Origin of the sequence: Acinetobacter sp. V2 (assembly GCF_001188385.1) — a bacterium.
Lineage (GTDB): Bacteria > Pseudomonadota > Gammaproteobacteria > Pseudomonadales > Moraxellaceae > Acinetobacter > Acinetobacter oleivorans.
Genome location: NZ_JZFB01000001.1, coordinates 531,729 through 535,956, shown reverse-complemented (window position 1 = coordinate 535,956; position 4,228 = coordinate 531,729). Strand labels below are relative to the sequence as shown.

Genomic DNA, 4,228 nt, shown 5'->3' with positions numbered 1-4,228 from the left:
CCTGCCACGACCGCAGTTGATGAGTTCCTACCATCAACAATCACTTGTATAGATGAACTTTGGTTATTATTTAATTTGTCTTCAAAGTCGGACGGTATCGTAATTACAACTAGTGCCTGACGGCTATCAATAACTTGTTTGATTTGATCGGTATATTCAAGTGTTGCAACTCGCTTAAAAATACCAGAGCCATCTAGTTTTGAGATGAGTTCATGTGAAACCTGCCCATTGCTCTGATCTAAAATTGCATAATCCACACGGTTAACATCATAAGTGGCAGCATAACCAAACAAAAGTGCCTGCATGAGGGCTGGTACAAATAGAATGACTCTATTTGCAGGATCACTAAAAATGGTTAAAAATTCTTTTTTGACCAAAAAACTTAAATGTTTTAGCCAAGCGATTAGTTGCTGCCACATAACTTTATCTCAACCGTTTTTTCAGCGAAAAGTTCACAGCACATATCAAAACAACGATATATCCCAACAGAAAACCGCACTCTTTAAACCATAACTTCCAATCATCACCTCCCATAAATAAGGTTTTAATTAAAATCATAAAGTGTGTAGCCGGTAGTAACTGACTAATAATTTGCACAACCAAAGGCAAGTTGCGTGTATCAAAAACAAACCCAGAAAGCATCAGCGCGGGCATAAAACTTGCCAATAAGGCAATTTGACTCGCCTGAAACTGACTTTGGGCAAAGCCTGATATAGTTAAACCAAGTAATAACGACACAATTAAATATAGAAATGAAGCAGACAAAATTGAGAATAATGAACCGCGCATAGGCACTTCAAAAATAAAATATGCAGCAACAAGACAAATCACGATATCAATCATGCCGACCACCACATAGGGAATGAGTTTTGCTAATACAATTTCAAATGGCCGTACAGGCGTAACAAATAAAGCTTCTAGAGTTCCCCGTTCTCTTTCACGGGCAATAAGTAAACCAGTTAAAAATGCGCCAATTAAAGTTAAAATGAGCACCATCAAGCCAGGGACTAAAAACCAAGTACTGTTACCAGATTCGTTAAACCATATTCGTTGTTCAATATTAACGGCGCTTGACGTTGCTAATATTTGACCACGGTCAACTTGTATGGACGGCGCGGTAGCTAAAGCACCTGCAACATAACCTTCTAAGGCTGTTGCTATGGTGGTGGATGTCCCATTTAATAATAGTTGAACCTTGGCATTACCTTGCTGCGCCTGACTGGCAAAATCTGAAGAAAAATGCAAAATGGCATCAATTTCGCCATCTCGAATGGCCTGCTCTGCTTCAGGCAAATTATGAAACTCTTGACTTGTTAAATATCGTGAGCCATTTAAACCAGCTAAAGCCTGATTGATCTGCGGTGAAGACTGATCAACGACAACGCCGACTCGGGCCTGATTTAAATCAAAGGAAAGTCCATAACCAAACAGTAGAATTAAAATAACAGGTAAAACCAGACCAATCCCGAGGCTGCTTTTATCACGAATGAGCTGCTTAGTTTCTTTACGAACTAATGCTGTCAGCCGATTCCAAAATCCAAAGCTCATTGTAGACCTCCTAACCAGCGTGCCTTAACGCGCGTGCTTGTTCCACAATTGCTATAAAAGCCTCATTCATATCAGCAATATGTTTATCTTTACTTGCCAATTTACGGACTTGTTGGGGAGACCCTAAGGCCAATAACTTTCCAGCATCTTGTATGGCAATGCGGTCACAATATTCTGCCTCCTCCATAAAATGCGTCGTAATAATGATGGTAATGCCCTGATTTGCCAGTTCACCAATGCTGTACCAAAATGATCGCCGTGCAAGAGGGTCAATTCCGCTGGTGGGTTCGTCTAAAAATAAAATTTCTGGTTCATGTAATAGTGCAGCAGCCATAGATAGCCGTTGTTTATACCCACCCGGTAAATCACCACTTTTACTATGAGGTTTTAAATCGTATTGCTGTAAGGCTTTATCAATTTGTTGATTTAGTTTTTTGCCAGATAACCCATAGGCTCCACCAAAAAACTTCAAGTTTTCTAAGACAGTTAAATTGCTATACAGTGCAAATTTTTGCGAGACATACCCCACTTTGGCTCTTGCCTCAGCACGAGCTGTCCGTAAGTTTTTCCCAGCAACTTCCATATACCCGCTACTTGCTGGTAGCAATCCACACAACATTCGAAATGTTGTGGTTTTACCAGCTCCATTCGGCCCAAGTAATCCAAATATTTCGCCACGTAGTACAGTAAATGATGTATTGGCAACTGCAGTAAAATCTCCAAAAGTTCGGACTAAATCTTTAACTACAATGATAGGTTGCTCTGATTTCAAATTATCGTTTTGTTCTAATTGAAAAGCTTGCTTAGAAATAGATATATGTTTTGGTTGCTTTTGAGTCTGCTGTAACAACAGCATAAACGCATCTTCAAGTTCTGCTGGTCGCACATTGGCTCTTAGCCCTTCAGGTAAAGTATCAGCTGATAGCTCTTTTTGACGACTAATAAAGTTCACTTGCTCGCCCTTTGGAACAGCATCAATAATCTCTACATGGTTATCAAGTAACTGGGCTTGTAAGGTCCGAGCCTTAATCTGCTCTGAAGGTTTTATATTCCATGTTTGTCCAAGTGCTATTTCTTTTAATTGTTCAGGTGAACCTTGTTTTAAAATTTTTCCCTCATGCATAATATAAACTTGGGCACATTTTTCTGCTTCATCCATATAAGCAGTACTTATAATTACGCTTAAGTTTTCTTCCTGAACAAGCTGTTCAATAATGATCCATAAATCTCGTCTTGATAAAGGGTCCACTCCAACACTAGGCTCATCAAGTAAGAGCAATTCTGGGGAACGAACTAAAGTACATGCCAGCCCTAATTTTTGTTTCATCCCACCAGAAAGTTGGCCTGCTAGGCGTTGAGTGAATTGAGTAAGATCCGTTATTTCCAATAAGCGTTTAAATCTTTGCCCCCGTACATCCTTTGAAACGCCATGTAAGTCGGCATATAAAACTAAATTTTCCTGTACGCTTAAATCTTCATAGAGTCCAAAACGTTGTGGCATATAGCTAATACGGTCTTGTACAGCTTGCGGAATTTTACTCACATCAATTCCAAGTACATTTAATGAACCCGAAGTGGCTTTATATAGCCCTGCAATTAATCTTAATAAAGTTGTTTTTCCCGAACCATCTGGACCTACCAAAGCAGTAAGCTCTCCTTTATTGATTTCAATATTCAAATCATCAATTGCCGTAATTTCTGCTGTCTTTTTACTCTCAGCCTTAAAAGTCATGAACAAATTTTTAACTTGAACCACTGCTTTTTCATCAGTCATGAGCTTTCTCACCTGAAGCAAGTGGCACGTTTACAGTCACAGGTTGGCCCATTTTCAATTGATCATTCGGATCATTTACATAGACCCTAACCTCATAAACCAGTGTTGTTCTAATCTCTTCGGTCTGTACTGTTTTCGGCGTGAACTCAGCCACTGAAGATATATAGCCAATTTTTCCATTGATAGGTTGATTGGGATCAGAATCATGAATAACTTGGGCCGTGCCACCCATTTTAATAGAGCTTAAATCTTGTTCGTTTACATACACACGAATCCATTTTGGATCGGTCAAAGCCAATGTATAAACTGCCTTTTGCGCAGTTGTCATATCTCCAACTTCTTGTAACCGAGCTCGTACCACTGCATTTACAGGAGACTTTAATTCAGCTTGAGTAAGGTTATAGTTAATTAGATCTAAATTAGCTTTGGTCACTTCATACTGTGCTTTGGTCGCTTCACGATCTTCTTGTCTAGCACCTTTAATGATCAATTCTAAATTAGCTTGTCTTTCACGGACCGCTGCCTCAGCACTATCTTTATTACTTTTGGCATAGTCTAGCTCTTGTTGGCTAATGGCCCGACCATCAGTACTACTTACCAAAATTTGTAAGCGTTGCAGGTTTTTATTGGTTTTATCAAGCTCAGCTTGGGCAGAAGCAAGTTGTGCTTTTGCTTGACTAATTTCCTCTGGGCGAGCTCCCACTTCTTGTTTAACAATTGCCTCTTGTTGAGCTTTAAGTTGTGCTTGAGCTTGCTTTGTCTGAATATGTAATGCATTGGTATTAATAGTCGCTAGTACTTGCCCTGCTTTAACTTTATCTCCCTCTTGTACTAACAGTTTCTCTATACGACCAGACTGTTCGAATGCAAGTGAAACTTGGCGAATATCAACATTTCCATATAAAG

At 39.5% G+C, this 4,228-nt stretch carries 4 protein-coding genes; all 4 read right to left on the bottom strand.

Annotated features, from left to right (window positions below; all coding sequences use genetic code 11):
• A partial coding sequence (locus UC75_RS19865) for an ABC transporter permease (RefSeq protein WP_228137033.1) occupies positions 1–419 on the bottom strand: 419 nt, incomplete at its 3' end.
• A 4-nt stretch (positions 420–423) separates the two neighbouring features.
• Positions 424–1,548 (bottom strand): ABC transporter permease, encoded by a 1,125-nt coding sequence (locus UC75_RS02475; protein WP_049836560.1) that lies wholly within the window; start codon positions 1,546–1,548, stop codon positions 424–426.
• Positions 1,549–1,558: 10 nt separating this feature from the next.
• Positions 1,559–3,322, bottom strand: coding sequence for an ATP-binding cassette domain-containing protein (locus UC75_RS02470; RefSeq protein ID WP_049836559.1), 1,764 nt, complete (start codon positions 3,320–3,322; stop codon positions 1,559–1,561).
• Positions 3,315–4,228: HlyD family efflux transporter periplasmic adaptor subunit (locus UC75_RS02465; protein ID WP_049837332.1), on the bottom strand; the 914-nt coding region annotated here is incomplete at its 5' end. The genes UC75_RS02470 and UC75_RS02465, both read right to left, overlap by 8 nt.

What these genes read in the sequence shown, in the direction of transcription:
- UC75_RS02475 (WP_049836560.1), bottom strand. Translation starts at nt 1,548, where the DNA reads ATGAGCTTTGGATTTTGGAATCGGCTGACAGCATTAGTTCGTAAAGAA.
- UC75_RS02470 (WP_049836559.1), bottom strand. Translation starts at nt 3,322, where the DNA reads ATGACTGATGAAAAAGCAGTGGTTCAAGTTAAAAATTTGTTCATGACT.